The following is a 15090-nucleotide window of genomic DNA, read 5'->3' as shown; positions in this document are numbered from 1 at the left end:
CCTAGTGGTTCACTTATCGCGGACGTCCGCAGGAGATTTCATGAGCGACCTGCTCGATGGCGCAAGCTTTGTCCTGGCCGATGGACATCACTCCGCACCGCTTGTTGCCACCCCTGTTGCGGCATCGGCTGTGCTGGCGCGCGTCAACGACACGGCGCTCACCGAGATGCCGCAAGACCTCTATATTCCGCCTGAGGCACTGCGCGTGTTTCTCGAGACTTTCGAGGGGCCACTGGATCTACTGCTATATCTCATCCGTCGTCAGAACCTCGATATTCTCGCGATCAATGTCGCTGCCATCACGCATCAGTACATCGAATACGTTGAGCTGATGCATGCCATGCAGATTGATCTGGCAGGTGAATATCTGCTGATGGCCGCCATGTTGGCCGAGATAAAGTCGCGCAGCTTGTTGCCGCGCCAGCCGAGTCAGAACGACGACGAGAGTGAAGAGGATCCGCGTGCCGAGCTGATCCGCCGTTTGCAGGAATACGAGCAGACCAAGCTGGCAGCTGAAGAGCTGGATACCCTGCCGCGTCAAGGGCGTGACTGGTTTATCGCGACGGCAGATCTGCCTGAGCTCGAGACGCACGTGGCGCATCCTGATGTCGATCTTTCCGAGCTGTTAGGTGCACTGTCTGGTCTTCTGCGTCAGGCAGATCTCGTGCAGGCGCATACGATCTCGCGTGAGGTGATGTCGACCCGCGAACGTATGCTGATCATCATGAATCTATTGACGCATGAGCACTTCACTCCCTTCGAGCGGTTGTTCACGCTGGAGGAAGGACGTGCTGGTGTCGTTGTCAGCTTCATGGCGATCCTGGAGTTGGCCAAGGAGTCGCTGATCGAAATCGTGCAGAATGCGCCGCTGTCACCCATCCATGTGCGTGCACGCACGCCGGAGCCTGATGGTGGCGATAATGATTGGCTAGCGCAGGAATTCGGCGACGAGCATGAGGTAGCCCCGGGACAGGGAGCTTTCGATGAGCCACTTCCTGCGGATGCTGATCAGATTGATGCTGGTCAACGTGATGAACGTCAGAACGATGCAGCCTCCTCCCTTTCCCCTCAATCCGACGAGCAGGAGAACGCGGCGTCATGAGTCAGCGCGATGTCCCTCTCGACCAGATCATTGAAGCCGCGCTGCTGGCGGCCGGTGAGCCGCTGACGCTGGAGCGTATGGCAGGTCTGTTCGATGAATACACAAGCCCTACCAAACCAGCACTTCGTGAAGCGCTTGGTCGACTAGGTGAGCGTCACCTGCCCAGGCACAGCGCGCTGGAGCTGATTGAAACGGCCAGTGGCTGGCGACTGCGCATTCGTCAGCAGTTTTCGCCGTGGGTCTCGCGGTTATGGGAAGAGCGCCCTCAGCGCTATTCCCGTGCACTACTGGAGACCCTGGCGCTGGTGGCCTATCGTCAACCTGTGACCCGCGGTGATATCGAGCAGGTGCGAGGTGTAACCGTTAGCTCATCGATCATGCGTACGCTGGTCGAGCGCGGCTGGGTGCGGGTTGTTGGGCACCGTGATGTGCCGGGGCGTCCGGCAGTCTTCGCCACCACGCGGCAGTTCCTTGATGACTTCGGGCTCAAGACGCTTGAGGAGCTTCCGCCGGTGCATGAACTGAAAGGCTTCGAAGGACTCGAACAGCTTGAGGCAGAGCTGTATGATGTGCCGCCCTCGCAGACCTTGCCGTTACCGGAAGATCCGGATGCTGAAAATGAGGGTGCCGAGCAGGATGGCGGTGAGGTAGACGCCGGTAAGGCAGGTAGTAAAGCGGACGACGCTGATGTCGCAAGTACCGATATTGCAAGTACTGATATCGCAAGTACGGATGTCGTCAGTGTGTCAGAAACAGATAATGACCCCGTGGCGATGCAGGATGATGATGGTGAGGTGACTCCCGCTATTCCTGACGACGCCACGGCGACGGCAGTGCCTGATGACTGGCAACCGCCAGAAGTAACCGCCGAGCAGCTTGAAGAGGCACTCAAGGCGCGTGCACTTGAAAATGTACCCCTTGAGATGTCTTCGCGCCCCTCGACAGCGACACCCTCCGCCACACGGGCGGAAGAAGATCACGCCGGGATGGCGTCCACAGGCTTGGGACTCGACTTCGCTACACTCGAAGCGCGCCTTAGCCAACGTTTGCGCGGTGCAGACGAGGATGACGACGCTGCTGATACGCAGCCGCACGACTCCTCCACTGCCGGGACCGTCGATGATGACGACCCTGCGTAAGCGAAACTCCTATTGATGAAATGGTTCATGTCATGAGCAAGACAGATTCCGACAAGCGCAAGACCTCTCGTCCGGCGAGCAGCAAGCCGAGCAACGGTAAGCCGGCTGGCAACAAAGATGCCGCGGGTAAGTTCCGTTCAGGCAAGGATGCCGCTGGCAAGTCCAGTGCGGGTAAAACTGGCGCTGGTAAAACGGGCACAGGCAAGGTCGTCGCCGGCAAAGCAGGCGCTGGTAAGGCGGTCGCCGGTAAATCGGGTTCAGGCAAGGCAGAATTTGCCAAGACTTCAGCCGTTGGCAGCAAGGCTGGCGACAATGCTGCAGAGCAGACGTTGGCTCGCCCGTCACGCGACACCGGCAAGTCCACGCGTGGCAGCAAGGCCAACGTCGGCAAGAAGGCAACGGTAGACGCGCCTGAGTTGCGTCCGTTGCCGCCGCAGGCCAAGGGCGACAAGCTGCTTGAAGACGAGAAGGTGCAGAAGGTGTTGGCGCGTTCTGGTCTCGGCTCGCGTCGTGAGATGGAAGTCGCGATCAGCGCAGGCCGCGTCAAGGTCAATGGCAAGGTTGCTCAGCTGGGTGATCGTATCGGGCCGCATCATCAGGTCAGCCTCGATGACCGTCCGCAGAACCTCAAGGGTGCTGAGGAAAGTGCACGCCGCGTCATCATGTACAACAAGCCGGAAGGCGAGCTGTGCACGCGTAAAGACCCGGAAGGTCGTCGTACGGTCTTCGAGCGTCTTCCGCGCCTGAAAGGTGAGCGTTGGATTGCGATCGGTCGCCTCGACATCAATACCAGTGGTCTGTTGCTGTTCACCACTGATGGTGAGCTGGCCAACCGCTTGATGCATCCGTCGACCCAGATTGAGCGCGAGTACGCTGTGCGCGTCATGGGCGAGGTCAAGCGCGAGCACGTCGTCAATATGGTCAGCGGTGTCATGTTGGAAGATGGCCCTGCGCGCTTTACTGATGTGCAGGAGTTTGGCGGCGAAGGCATCAATAGCTGGTTCCACGTCGTCATCATGGAAGGCCGTAACCGGGAAGTTCGCCGTCTGTGGGACTCCCAGGGATTGACCGTCAGCCGTCTGAAGCGTGTCCGTTACGGCACCATCTTCCTCGACAAGCGGGCACGGGCTGGCGAGTGGGTGGAGCTGGAGCAAAGCGAAATCGATGAGCTATCCACGATGTCAGGTCTTGAACATCGCAAGGCGCCGGCACTGACACCGGATGAGCAGAACCGCTGGAGCCGCGACAAGCAAAAGCGTCGTCCGGTGCGTGCGATGAAGAAGCCGCCGCAGAGCACTCGCAAGCCGCGCTAACAGCATTCACCAATGCCATGTTTCTCAAGGTATTGTCAGTGAGTGAGCGTCATCGCAAGAGTGCCACGCAAGCCCGCGCCTGTCGCGGGCTTGCGTGTTTCTGGCGCTCTTTCGTGGGTAAGCTCCGAGCAGGCTGGCAGTGGTCAAGCTAGTCATTTACTTGAAGTTTTTTCGCGAAACACTTGCGTCGTCTCTGGATTGGCGGTATCTTACGCCCCGCTTCGCAAGGGTCGTTAGCTCAGCGGTAGAGCAGTTGGCTTTTAACCAATTGGTCGAAGGTTCGAATCCCTCACGACCCACCATTTCCTGGAAATGGTCTCTTGCAAAGCACCCGGCGGCGGGTCGTTAGCTCAGCGGTAGAGCAGTTGGCTTTTAACCAATTGGTCGAAGGTTCGAATCCCTCACGACCCACCATCCGCCTCCCAGTTTTGGGTCGTTAGCTCAGTGGTAGAGCAGTTGGCTTTTAACCAATTGGTCGAAGGTTCGAATCCCTCACGACCCACCAGATTTTGCCCCGTGCCTTCATTGGCGCGGGGCAATTTTTGTTATGGCAAAGAAAACGGCTGCTACCTTCGTGGTTGGAGAGAAGGCATGTGCCAGAGTATCCTTGCAGGGCCCGTGTGATGCGGGCAATGCTGCGGGCGATAGACGCCCAAGGCACACGCGGCAGACTGGGGAGCCCAGCTGCGGCGCAGGCAGGGCCACCACGGGCAGATAAGGTCCATGGCTGAGCCCTGACCCACTCAGCACAGGGGGAGCCCCTGTGGGCTAGGTGAGACACACATGAATAGCCTGACATACGCCACGCCGGGTCGTGAGGCCCACAATGCTGTCCGTGAGCAGGTGCGCGAGCACCTGGCCCGCGCTTATTGCCCGACCCGCCCTGCAGAAGAAGATGCCGCGCTGATCAAGGAGATCAAGCAGCTGCTGATCGAGCGAGATGCTGCGCTGGTTGCGCATTACTACTGCGATGACGCCATCCAGCAGCTTGCCGAGGAAACCGGCGGCTGTGTGGCCGACTCTCTCGAGATGGCCCGCTTTGGTGCCCGCCACGAGGCGTCGACGCTGATTGTCGCGGGCGTACGCTTCATGGGCGAGACGTCCAAGATTCTGTCGCCCGAGAAGCGTGTGCTGATGCCAACGCTTGAGGCGACCTGCTCATTGGATCTCGGTTGCCCGGAAGACGAATTCGCGGCTTTTTGTGATGCACACCCAGAGCGCATCGTGGTGGTCTATGCCAATACGTCGGCCGCCGTGAAGGCGCGCGCCGATTGGGTGGTGACCTCTTCGATTGCCGTCGATGTGATTGAGCACCTGCATGCGCAGGGCGAGAAAATCATCTGGGCGCCGGACAAGCATCTGGGTGGCTACGTTCAGCAGCAGACGGGCGCCGACATGCTGTTGTGGGATGGGGCCTGTATCGTTCACGACGAGTTTCGTGCCCAAGGCATCACGGATCTGCTCAAGGTCTATCCGGACGCCGCGGTGCTGGTGCACCCGGAGTCGCCGCAGGCGGTGGTAGAGCTGGCGGACGTGGTGGGCTCTACCTCCCAGCTGATCAAGGCGGCCGTGGAGTTGCCTCAGCAGCAGCTGATTGTCGCAACCGACCGCGGCATCTTCTTCAAGATGCAGCAGGCCGCGCCGGACAAGCAGTTGTTTGAGGCACCGACCGCCGGCAATGGTGCGACCTGCAAGAGTTGCGCGCATTGCCCGTGGATGGCGATGAACGGCCTGGAGAACCTGGCGGCCGTGCTACGGCGCGATGCGGCTCAGGCTAACCCTGAGGAAGTCTTTGTCGATGACGGCCTGCGTACGCGCGCGCTGAAGCCGCTGACGCGCATGTTGGAGTTTAACCGGCGCTAGTTGTCAGTGAATTGCCTGCCAGTCAGTCATGCATTGCGTTGATGTCATCGCGTGACACACGAACCGCCGCTCTCGATATCCCGAGGCGGCGGTTTTTTTGATGAAGGAGGCTTTGTGCTATTCAGGCGCTATTCGAGGAACTGTCAGAAGTTGTCGATGGCATTGCGATAGCCCTTGAAGTCCTCACGACGGGCGCTGATACGGTTAGCCATTCCAAAGTCGTCGTCCTTGCGTGCAGCTTCATCCGCCAGCTTCAACTGGGCAAAGGCACGGTCCATGCGCCCTTCCAGCTGATCAAACTCGGCGCGGTAGAGGAAGGCTTCCGCATTGTGCCCGCTGCGCCCACTGGCTTCGGAGGCAAGACTCCAGATCTTGGGATCGTCGGGGTGATCGCGCAACATGGCTTCAAGTTGCTGACGAGCCGCAGGAGGATCTTGCTGCAAGGTGACTTCGGCAAGTGCCAAGCGTGCCGGAAGGTAGTCGGGCTGCAGGCGCAACAGACGCTTGGCACGCGTGGTGGCCTCATCGTAGCGGCGTGCATCGCGGACGACTTCCACCGCACTGGCGCTGATCATCGTCAGGTCAGGGTGTTTCTCGTGCAGGCGATCCAGCGCTGCCAGCGCCTTGTCGGTCTGATTGTTTTCGGCCAGAGCCAGCGCCTGATAGTAGGCAATGGCCTCTGGATCAGGATTGTCTTCGCGTAACGCGATCAACCCCTGCTCCGGTTGGCGCAGGTTCAGTGCCAGCAGCGCACGAGCCCGTACGAGTGAATAACCTAGCTCCGAGAGTGGGTCTGGCGTGACGGTTGGCATGGCATCGGCACGAGCTTGGGTGTCACCGATGCGCGCCTCTGTCACTGGGTGGGTTAGTAGGAATTCTGGTGCATTGCCTCCTTGCAGGCTCGCCATACGCTGCATGGCACGGAACATCCTCGGCATGGCTTCTGGGTCGAGGCCTGCGCGAGACATGGCTTCAATGCCGACACGGTCAGCTTCCTGCTCGAAGCGTCGTGAATAGGCCAGCTGATCAGAAATGGCGGCAGCCTGTGTGCCAGCCATGGCAGCAATGCCGGCCGAACCACCCCCGCCAGCGGCGATCACCATGCCGGCGAGGAAACCCGCCAGCGTCGGTAGGCGAGTTTCAGCCTGACGCTCCATGTTGCGCGCGAAGTGGTGCTGGGAGAGGTGGCCCAGTTCGTGTGCCAGCACGGAGGCGAAGGCATCGCGGTCTGGTGCAAAGGCGAACAGGCCGGTATTGACTCCGACGACACCACCGGGCACGGCGAATGCGTTGAGCTGACTACTGGCGACCAGCGTAACGATGAAGTTACGATCATCCAGTTCGCTCCACGGAGCTAGCTGGCGGACCAATCCACCGATCCAGTCCAGCGTGATGGGGTCATCCCATTCGCGGACATGAGCGCGGAACTGGCGCAACCAAGCGCGTCCGATACGGTATTCATCGTTGTTGGAAATGCCCCCGCTGGCGCTGCCCAAGTCTGGTAGGCCATAGTCGTTCTGGGCGGCAGCCGATACGCTGACAGCCGGCGTGCCGAGCAGAAGAATGCCGAGCAATACACCCGACAAGCCCACGCTCGAGGGGCGTACGGTCGCCTGTAATGATGATGCGGAACGTCTCAGATGGGACAGCAGCGACATGCAGGCAATCCTCTTGAATAAGGCGCAATGCGCAATCCACTCGAGCACATGCACGGGGGCCATACAGACATTGGCAACTCCGCTGCTATTTGCTGACGGGGCGGAAAGTTGCTTTGTCAGGCAAGGTGCCCTTAAATCGGGGCGTTTTCAAGCTGCGGTCTTCATGGCACGTGGCAGAACGTCACAACGATAACGGAAGGGCAGATGGCATCCGAACGACCTACCGCTGAGACTGCGAATCCGATGACTGACTCAAAATCTGGTACCAACGCTCGACATCTTGATGCGCGCGGACTGCATTGTCCGCTGCCATTGCTGCGTACCAAACTCACACTGGCCAGTATGGTCGCTGGTGAGCAGCTTGAAGTGTTGGCCAGTGATGCTGGTGCCTGGGGGGATATCCCGGCGTATCTGGCACTGAGCGATCACTCGTTGATCTCCCGTGAGGAAACCGCGAGCGGAGACTATCGCTTTCTGATCGCCGTGCAGTCCGAGGAAATCCCATCATGACCATGAAGACCCTGTTGCGCGGCTGGATCGAGCGCTATTTCTCCGACGAGGAGGCGGTGGTCCTGTTTCTGGTGCTGGTGCTGGTTTTTGCCGCCGTTATCCTGCTTGGCAGTATGCTGGCGCCATTTTTCACTGCGCTGGTCGTGGCCTTCCTGCTACAGAGCGGTGTGAGCTGGCTGGAGCGTCGTGGCCTGCCGCGTTTGGCGTCAGTGACGCTGATGACGCTGGTATTCATGGGTATCATGTTGGCTAGCGCGCTGATCCTGTTGCCGTTGGTCTGGCATCAGTTGGCCAATCTGATTCAGGAAATCCCCGGCATGTTTGCCTCCAGTCAGCGTTGGCTGGATGAGCTGCAGCATCGCTTCCCGAGCCTGATCACACCGGAGCTGGTGCAGCAGTGGGTCGGGGCCGCAGGTCGTGAACTGACACAATTCGGCCAGCGTGCCGTCTCGTTGTCGTTGGCGTCGCTCGGCAATCTGATGGGATTGGTGATCTACCTCGTGCTGGTACCGATTCTGGTGTTCTTCATGCTCAAGGACCGCGAGCGGCTAGTGGACTTCACGCTGGCATTATTGCCGAACAAGCGCTTGCTGATGAGTCGCGTCTGGAACGAGATGGATGATCAGATTGCCAACTTCGTGCGCGGTAAAGTCATTGAGATCGTTATCGTCGGCGGTATCAGCTATGTCACCTTCGTGGTGTTCGGGCTGCCGTACTCGGCATTGCTGGCAATAGTGGTCGGCTTCTCAGTGCTGATTCCTTACATCGGGGCTGCCGGCGCGACGCTGCCGGTCGCCGCAGTCGCAGGGTTCCACTTCGGGCTGGGGGATACCTTCATGTATGTGATGATCGCCTACGGCATCATTCAGGCGCTGGATGGCAATGTACTGGTACCGCTGCTGTTCTCCGAGGCAGTCAATCTACATCCGGTGGCCATCATTCTCGCGGTGCTGTTCTTCGGTGGCATCTGGGGCTTCTGGGGCGTGTTCTTTGCCATTCCGCTGGCAACCCTGATGAAGTCGTTGCTATACGCCTGGCCGCGCCGTGCGCGTGCCGAGGAAAACCGGCTCTGAAAACAGGCCCGACGTTTTCTTCACTGACAAAAAAGCCCCGCCGGTTGGCGGGGCTTTTTTGTTCTTGCTGTTCTGGCCTGGCACATCAAGTGTCAGTGCGAGTGCGTATTCTCACTTCGGTGTGTTCAGCTCGCGAGCCGCTTCCAGCACTTCCTCGACGTGACCCTTGACCTTCACGCTGCGCCATTCGCGCGCCAGAATGCCTTCAGCGTCGATCAGGAAGGTAGAGCGCACAACGCCCATGCTTTCCTTGCCCATGAATTTTTTGAGATGAATGACGTCAAAGATGCCGCACAGGATCTCGTCCGGGTCGCTGATCAGTTCAAACGGATAGCCCTGCTTCTCGCGGAAGTTTTCATGAGTGCGCAAGCTGTCGCGAGAAACGCCAAGAATGACGGTGTTAGTGGCCTCGAAGTCTTTCAGGTGGTCGCGGAAGTCGCCGCCTTCGGTGGTACAGCCCGGGGTATTATCCTTCGGGTAGAAATAGATGACGAATTGCTGTCCCTTGAGGCTGGCGGGCGTGACCACGGTATTGCTGGTGGCCTGAGAAGTGAAATCGGGAATTGGCTGGCCGACGCTAACGCTCATCGTGTTCTCCTGGCAGGAAGGTGCCACCCGTGAAGAGGGTTGGCAGAAAGAAGGGATGGCTAAAAACGGTGCTGGTTGAAAAGGACTGGCAAGAAACGGGCTGATGCACGAGTTTTTCACGTCCTGCCCTGCATTACACGCAGGGTGTCGCAGCTTGTCAAAGTCCGCGTCACGGTGGGTGCTGTAGCCCCATGTGCAGACCCCCGACCAGGCGTATTCCGTCTTGTTGATGTGGGCCGTGGCATATGGCATCTGTACAGGCCACGATGGTCTTTGTAACATCGACACCATTGACGCGGCCTGCGTGATGTCATGCTCACGCATTCATGGTCTTGCGTTTACCACTTATGCCAGAGACTTGCTCTTGTCTGCCATCGCTCAGATGACAGAAAGAGCGGCTGGCGCATCAGGCACCAGAGGAGAGATCGAGGGATGATCACAGGTAGCATTGTCGCACTGGCGACCCCGATGAAAGCCACCGGCGAGATCGACTGGGACGCCCTGCGCAAGCTGGTCGGTTTTCACCTCGATAACGGTACCGATGCCATTGTGGCTGCTGGCACTACCGGTGAGCCGACCACGATGTCCTTCGCGGAGCATTTCGATGTGATCCGCTGTGTGGTTGAAACGGTCGCTGGCAAGATTCCGGTGATTGCCGGTACGGGTGCCAACGCCACCTCTGAAGCAGTTGAACTGGCACGTTACGCCAAGGAAGTGGGCGCTGATTATTGCCTGTCCGTCGCGCCGTATTACAACAAGCCGACTCAGGAAGGTCTGTATCAGCACTTCAAGGCCGTGGCAGAGCAGGCGGGTATTCCGGTCATCCTGTACAACGTGCCTGGCCGTACCTGCTCCGATATCTACAACGAGACGGTCTTCCGTCTTGCTGAACTCGACAACATCGTCGGCCTCAAGGATGCCACCGGTAATCTGGAACGTGGTCAGGAGCTGATTGATCGCCTCAAGGATACTGATTTCGCGCTTTATTCCGGCGATGACGCAACGGCCTGTGACTTCATCCTGATGGGTGGCCATGGCGATATCTCCGTGACTGCCAACGTCGCACCGCGCCTGATGCACGAGATGTGTGCTGCCGCGGTGGCCGGCGATGCAGAGCGCGCTCATCAGATCAACACGCGTCTGATGCCGCTGCACTCCGCCCTGGGCGTCGAGTCCAACCCGATTCCCGTCAAGTACGCCATGCACCGCATGGGTATCGCACCGGAAGCGGGCATACGTCTGCCGATGACGTGGCTGTCCGATCAATATCACTCTACGGTCGATGAAGCACTGCAACTGGCTGAGGTATCTAGCTAATGAGTCAGCGTCTTGTGCCACTGGCATTACTGACCGCGCTTGCGGTCACAGGCTGCTCCAGTGATGGCTATTACTATGACCGTAACAGCGAGTATGCGGACGCGAGTATTGCGTCGCCGCTTGAGTTGCCAGCATCCCGCAATGCCGCAGATTACCAGGATTCCATGCCAGTGCCGCAGGCCAGTAGCGACTTCCTGGCCAGCGAAGACTTCGAGGCTCCGCGTCCTCAGCCGCTAGCGACCAGCGAGCAGGGCGAGCGCGAATTCGTGGCGCTGCGTGAAAGTGGCGATGCCCGTTGGTTGGCCGTGAACGCCGCGCCGGCGGCTGTCTGGACGCGCTTGCAGTCATTCGTGCGTGATCAGGGCCTCGACGTGCAGAGCATCGATGCCGGCAAGGGCGAAATCACCACCAGTGAGGGCGTGATCAGTGTCAGTCAAGGGTTGCGCTCCGATGCGTCTGAAGTGCGCTGTCAGCAAGGTGCCGACGTCTCTGGTAGCTGTCTGAATGCACTGCGCGGTTATCTGTCTGCCTCCTCTTCTGACAGCGGTGTGTCACTGGCGGCACAGTCGCTGAGCCGTGATGACCGCGTTCGCCTGGAAGGCCGTAACGGTTCCTGGCAGGTTGATCTGGCACTGGATACCGAGCGTAGCTGGGCTGAGCTTCTGTACCAGCTGCAGAAAAACTTCGATACCGACTACCAGAAGCTGACCGATCAGAATCGCTCTCAGGGTGAATTCATGATCGATTACATCCCGCGTGAAGATCGTGACGGTGGCTGGCTGGGGATCGGTGGTGACGGTGATCCGTTACCGATGGTGTTGACACTGCGTGCGGAAGGCGATCACACGTTGGTCACTACCCGCCGTACCGATGGTGAAGACACATCGCCGGCACTGGCGCGCGAGTTGCTCGACGCCGTGGCGTCGACACTGCGCTGAGCATGCTGTTCGACACGCCTTGCACCGCCTCATCTGACCTTTCGTCGGGTGAGGCGGTGGCGTCGTTTCAGATCCCCTTTCCCATCGCTGAGGGCGGTGCAGCAGCATCTGGCCTTCTGCTCGATGGGGTGCAGGGCGTGATGGCAATGGCCTCGCTGGGCAGTGGCAGCAAGGGCAACGGCACATTGGTGAGAACGCGAGAGGCGCTGGTACTGGTCGACTGCGGTTTTACACTCAAGGATACCGAGGCACGGCTAGCACGCCTTGGTGTGCATCCTTCCCAGCTGGACGCTGTGCTGGTCACGCATGAGCATGGTGATCATCTGAGTGGGGTTGGGCCGTTGGCACGTCGACATGGCATTCCGGTGCACCTGACCACCGGTACCTGGCTTGCGGGGCGTGCGAAGAAGCTCGGTATTCTGCCGAGTCGTCATCTGATCACGCCTCAGCAAGAGTTCGCGATCAAGGATCTCGAGATCCTGCCAGTCACCGTGCCGCACGATGCACGTGAACCGGTACAGTTCGTGTTCAGCCGGCGCGGTGAGACAGCATCACGCCGCCTGGGTGTGCTGACAGACCTCGGCCATGTCAGTGAGCATGTACTGCAGTGTTTTTCTGACTGTGATGCCTTGGTGATGGAGTTCAATCACGATCCGCAGATGCTGGCGCAGGGCCCTTATCCGCCCAGTCTCAAGCGGCGTGTTGGCGGCCGTTTGGGGCATCTGGCCAATGCGCAGGCGTGTGCTGCCTTGCCTTACCTGGGTCTGGCGCGGCTGCAACGACTGGTCGCATCGCATCTGTCGGAGCACAACAATCATCCGTTACTCGCCCGTGAGGCGCTTGCGCCCTGGCTCGAGGGTGACGATGCCCGCCTGATCATCGCCGCGCAGGATAGCGGTTTTGGCTGGCAGGCCATTGCCTGATTGTCTCGACGCCCGGTCGCCCTGCGATCGGGCGTTTGTGATTCAGGACGAGCTGACCAGACGGACAGCTCCCCGGATATTTCGCCATGTGGTTGGTCTTTCATCCGATCAACGATGTGGCTATCAAAGATTCAAGCGTGATCGATCCAATTTCGACTGCCTAAACACTCGACGCTGTGTGCGTCATCAGGGGGAACCTCATGGAAAAGCGTGAAGCGCTCTACGCCGGCAAGGCCAAGTCTGTCTTCTTTACTGACGACCCGGATCTTCTGCTGCTGGAATTCCGCGACGATACCAGCGCCTTCGACGGCAAGCGTATCGAGCAGCTGGCGCGCAAGGGTATGGTGAACAACAAGTTCAATGCCTTCATCATGGAGAAGCTCAAGGCGGCCGGTATCCCGACTCACTTCGAGCGTCTGGTCAGCGATAACGAATGTCTGGTCAAGCGCCTCGACATGATGCCGGTGGAATGTGTGGTACGTAACATTTCTGCAGGGTCTCTGGTGCGTCGTCTGGGTGTTGAGGAAGGCCTTGAGCTGACGCCGCCGACGTTTGAGCTGTTCCTCAAGAACGATGCGATGGGCGACCCGATGATCAATGAGTCGCTGGTTGAGACCTTCGGCTGGGCAGAGCCTGCGCACCTGGTCCGCGCCAAGGAGCTGACGTACCAGGTCAACGGTATTCTCAAGAAGCTGTTCCTCGACGGCGGCATCCTGCTGGTCGATTACAAGTTGGAGTTCGGTGTCTTCAATGGCGAAGTCGTACTGGGTGATGAGTTCTCTCCGGATGGCTGTCGCCTGTGGGATGCCGAGACGCGTGAGAAGCTCGACAAGGACCGCTTCCGCCAGGGGCTGGGCGGCGTGATCGAGGCCTACGAGGAAGTGGGTCGCCGTATCGGTATCGATTTTACCGCCTGATGCTGGCCTGACACTTCGCTATCACGCAGTGTTGCAATAGAAAACGGCCCTCCTGTTACCGACAGGAGGGCCGTTTTTGTGACACTCAGTTACTTCGATGCCAGTCACTGACATTGTCTGTCATTGCCCCGATACGCGACTCGCCGAATCAGTCGGTTCACACGCTGCGCAGGCGCGCCAGCTCAATTACCTGACGTGCGATGCTGGCCAATGCGTGATCCTGCCCTTCGTCATCGAGGCTGCCGTCCTCACGGAAGGCGCTACCCGCACGGGATACGGCAATCTGTTGTGGCGCGACCATCATGCCAAGATTGTTCAGGTACAGGCGCACAAACGGCAGTGCACGCATGCCACCGAAAGCGCCAGGAGCAGCCGAGACGATGCCTACGGGCATGCCGCGTAGGGGGTCCATGCCGCTTTGGCCATCTTTCGCTGGGCGCGATAACCAATCAAAGGTGTTCTTGAGTAGCGGGCTGAAGAAGCCGTTGTATTCCGGCGTGGCCAGTAGCAGACCCTGATGGCTGGCGAACAGAGACTGTAGCTGGTCGGCACTGGCAGGGCGGCCACTGGTCTCCTCACTATCACCGTCGTAGAGCGGCATCGGGAAGTCGTTGAGATCGAGCAGGGTAATCTCGGCATCTGATTCACCGGCGAGATGCGCCAGGCGGGTGATCAGGCGGCGATTGACAGAGGACTTGCGGGTACTGGCGGCGAAGGCAAGTAGGCGGACGCTCATACGGCAGACTCCCGAGGGATGGCAGATAAACAGCAGTTAGTCGACATGCCTGCTCAGTATGGGCAGTCGGCGTGGCCATCTACCATCCCGCAATTCGTCTTGCCTGATGTAGATCAGGGAAACGTGCCGTTGTATTCGCCTAGCTGAGCGATACTGATGGTCAGTCAATGAGAATGAGCGAGATGAGGAGTTATGCGGTAACGATAGCCTGTACCTGCATTAACAATTGACCATCCGGCTGGTTGAGTGCCGTGAAGCGCACGTCCACATCCACAAGGCGCACACCGTACTGGCGCTGACCATCGGCTGGCTTGGCGGCGTGATAAGCGGGGCGCGGGTCTTGCGCGAGCACCTCTTCGATCAGTGCCCGCAGTGTGGCGTGGTCGACTCTGCGGTGAAGTATCTCATCAGCTGCCGCACTGAAGGACACCGAGTGACGAGCAGGTGGCGCTGGTGCATAGCCTGCGCGCGCGTCGGGAACGGCATCGACCCACGGCAGATAAGGCTTGATGTCCATTACCGGCGTGCCATCGAGCAGATCATGACCCCGAAGTAACAGACGTACACCGCCTTGCTGACCACTGCGGCTCCCTGTCTCGACCCCGGCCAGTTCCACCACTGATTGTCCGAGGCGATTGGGGCGGTGTGTGCTGCGTGATGCAAATACTCCGATACGTGCGTTGCCACCAAGGCGTGGTGGGCGAATCAGCGGGGTCCAGCGGCTGGGACTTGCATGAAACAGGAAGTGGATCCACAGATGGCTGAATCCCTCTATACCGCGTACGCAATCCGCGTCATCGAAGGGCGGCAGCAGGTGCAGGATGGCAGTGGCATGGCGTGCCAATCCCGGCTGGCGGGGGATGCCGAACTTGTCCGGGTAGCAGCTCTCGATGATGCCGACCGGTTGCATGGCCTGCTCACCCAAGGCGATCGCCTGTGCCAGCAGATGCCGAGGCAGCTGCGGTAAACGCCGAGCCAGCATGACGCTATCTTGGGTCGTCGCAGGTGTCGAG

The 15090-nt window shown here is 59.3% G+C and carries 13 protein-coding genes, 3 tRNA genes and 1 pseudogene; 13 read left to right on the top strand and 4 right to left on the bottom strand.

Translation table 11 applies throughout. The annotated features are described in order from the left end of the window. Positions 1-40: 40 nt before the first annotated feature. The 7 genes and pseudogenes from GQR90_RS15020 to nadA all read left to right on the top strand — a co-directional run bounded on the left by GQR90_RS15020 (position 41) and on the right by nadA (position 5417). Positions 41-1102 (top strand): segregation and condensation protein A, encoded by a 1062-nt coding sequence (locus tag GQR90_RS15020; RefSeq protein ID WP_158774808.1) that lies wholly within the window; start codon positions 41-43, stop codon positions 1100-1102. After that, positions 1099-1627 (top strand): annotated as a pseudogene (gene scpB, locus GQR90_RS15015) (SMC-Scp complex subunit ScpB); the annotation flags it as partial. The gene GQR90_RS15020 and the pseudogene scpB, both read left to right, overlap by 4 nt. Positions 1628-2693: 1066 nt before the next feature. Continuing rightward, positions 2694-3554, top strand: a complete 861-nt coding sequence (gene rluB / locus GQR90_RS15010) for a 23S rRNA pseudouridine(2605) synthase RluB (protein WP_158775579.1) — start codon at positions 2694-2696, stop codon at positions 3552-3554. Between the two features lie 227 nt (positions 3555-3781). Then, a tRNA-Lys gene (locus GQR90_RS15005) sits at positions 3782-3856 on the top strand. Positions 3857-3893: 37 nt separating this feature from the next. Then, a tRNA-Lys gene (locus GQR90_RS15000) sits at positions 3894-3968 on the top strand. A 16-nt stretch (positions 3969-3984) separates the two neighbouring features. Further along, positions 3985-4059 (top strand) — tRNA-Lys (locus GQR90_RS14995). A gap of 278 nt (positions 4060-4337) precedes the next feature. Continuing rightward, positions 4338-5417, top strand: a complete 1080-nt coding sequence (gene nadA / locus GQR90_RS14990; RefSeq protein WP_158774807.1) for a quinolinate synthase NadA — start codon at positions 4338-4340, stop codon at positions 5415-5417. Between the two features lie 143 nt (positions 5418-5560). On the opposite strand, the gene GQR90_RS14985 is transcribed toward nadA, so the two are convergent. Next, positions 5561-7075: a M48 family metalloprotease gene (locus GQR90_RS14985; RefSeq protein ID WP_158774806.1), complete on the bottom strand. Its 1515-nt coding sequence runs from the start codon at positions 7073-7075 to the stop codon at positions 5561-5563. A 204-nt stretch (positions 7076-7279) separates the two neighbouring features. On the opposite strand from GQR90_RS14985, the gene GQR90_RS14980 reads away from it, so the two are divergent. Together GQR90_RS14980 and GQR90_RS14975 are read left to right on the top strand one after the other, a co-directional pair. After that, positions 7280-7585, top strand: a complete 306-nt coding sequence (locus tag GQR90_RS14980) for a sulfurtransferase TusA family protein (RefSeq protein ID WP_233266342.1) — start codon at positions 7280-7282, stop codon at positions 7583-7585. Continuing rightward, positions 7582-8658, top strand: a complete 1077-nt coding sequence (locus tag GQR90_RS14975) for an AI-2E family transporter (RefSeq protein WP_158774805.1) — start codon at positions 7582-7584, stop codon at positions 8656-8658. The genes GQR90_RS14980 and GQR90_RS14975 overlap by 4 nt, the downstream gene beginning before the upstream one ends. A 111-nt stretch (positions 8659-8769) precedes the next feature. Here GQR90_RS14975 and GQR90_RS14970 read toward each other — a convergent pair whose 3' ends face one another. Continuing rightward, positions 8770-9246 carry a peroxiredoxin gene (locus GQR90_RS14970; protein WP_158774804.1) on the bottom strand — a complete coding sequence of 159 codons (477 nt, stop codon included), beginning with the start codon at positions 9244-9246 and terminating at the stop codon, positions 8770-8772. A 432-nt stretch (positions 9247-9678) separates the two neighbouring features. On the opposite strand from GQR90_RS14970, the gene dapA reads away from it, so the two are divergent. From dapA to purC, 4 genes are all read left to right on the top strand, one after another. After that, complete coding sequence (dapA, locus tag GQR90_RS14965) at positions 9679-10563, top strand: 4-hydroxy-tetrahydrodipicolinate synthase (RefSeq protein ID WP_158774803.1); 885 nt, start codon at positions 9679-9681, stop codon at positions 10561-10563. Then, a complete protein-coding gene (locus GQR90_RS14960) occupies positions 10563-11501 on the top strand; it encodes a hypothetical protein (protein ID WP_158774802.1) in 939 nt (312 codons plus the stop codon). Before dapA ends, GQR90_RS14960 begins: the two co-directional genes overlap by 1 nt. A 140-nt stretch (positions 11502-11641) precedes the next feature. Further along, the gene (locus tag GQR90_RS14955; protein ID WP_158775575.1) at positions 11642-12424 is read left to right on the top strand and encodes an MBL fold metallo-hydrolase; all 783 of its coding nucleotides are present in this window, start codon (positions 11642-11644) and stop codon (positions 12422-12424) included. Between the two features lie 200 nt (positions 12425-12624). Then, complete coding sequence (purC, locus tag GQR90_RS14950; protein WP_158774801.1) at positions 12625-13341, top strand: phosphoribosylaminoimidazolesuccinocarboxamide synthase; 717 nt, start codon at positions 12625-12627, stop codon at positions 13339-13341. Positions 13342-13498: 157 nt separating this feature from the next. On the opposite strand, the gene GQR90_RS14945 is transcribed toward purC, so the two are convergent. Both GQR90_RS14945 and tsaA read right to left on the bottom strand, forming a co-directional pair. Continuing rightward, positions 13499-14077 carry an NADPH-dependent FMN reductase gene (locus GQR90_RS14945; RefSeq protein WP_158774800.1) on the bottom strand — a complete coding sequence of 193 codons (579 nt, stop codon included), beginning with the start codon at positions 14075-14077 and terminating at the stop codon, positions 13499-13501. 190 nt (positions 14078-14267) lie between these two features. After that, entirely contained in the window at positions 14268-14987 is a 720-nt protein-coding gene (gene tsaA, locus GQR90_RS14935) for a tRNA (N6-threonylcarbamoyladenosine(37)-N6)-methyltransferase TrmO (RefSeq protein WP_158775573.1), read from the bottom strand. Between the last annotated feature and the right edge of the window lie 103 nt (positions 14988-15090).

Source organism: Cobetia sp. L2A1 (assembly GCF_009796845.1).
GTDB lineage: Bacteria > Pseudomonadota > Gammaproteobacteria > Pseudomonadales > Halomonadaceae > Cobetia.
This window is presented reverse-complemented; position numbering and strand designations above follow the sequence as displayed.